The sequence below is a fragment of the Ruminococcus sp. 210702-SL.1.03 genome, from assembly GCF_020559915.1.
Classification (GTDB): Bacteria; Bacillota; Clostridia; order Oscillospirales; family Ruminococcaceae; genus YE71.
In genome coordinates this window covers 1-424 of record NZ_JAJCLZ010000129.1, presented here as the reverse complement: position 1 = coordinate 424, position 424 = coordinate 1, and the positions used below count along the sequence as shown (strand labels likewise).

Below are 424 nucleotides of genomic sequence, written 5' to 3'. Positions count from 1 at the left end.
CCTTTCCGTAATATTTTCTCAGCAGACCTATGATAAAAAGCTGACCTTTTCCCGTCACAAACGTCTGCCGATAAGTCTTTTTCATACCCTCGACCTCGAACACCGACTCTTTTACAACAAAATATCTGCGGTCAATATATCTCTGATACGGCAGATTGTTTGACATAAGCACTCCCATTTCTTTCAGCCAGCGAAACAGTCTTGTTCTGCCGATATTGAAATTTTTATCAGCCGCAAGCTTTGCCATAGCATTCATATCTATGAGATCCTCGCTGTTGGCAACGTGCAGAGCTAAATCCACGAGAGGCTTATCAGTTCTGATCCGTTCATTCAATTTGCTGATAAACGTCATTTGCAGACGGAAGAGATTTTTGTACGGTTCGTCGAGGAAGGGCAGGTAGTTTTCAATAAACATTTCTTCGTT

General features: G+C 42.0%; 1 protein-coding gene. It reads right to left on the bottom strand.

The features are described 5' to 3' along the window. Positions 1-424: phage antirepressor KilAC domain-containing protein (locus tag LI114_RS13760; protein WP_227221139.1), on the bottom strand; the 424-nt coding region annotated here is incomplete at both ends.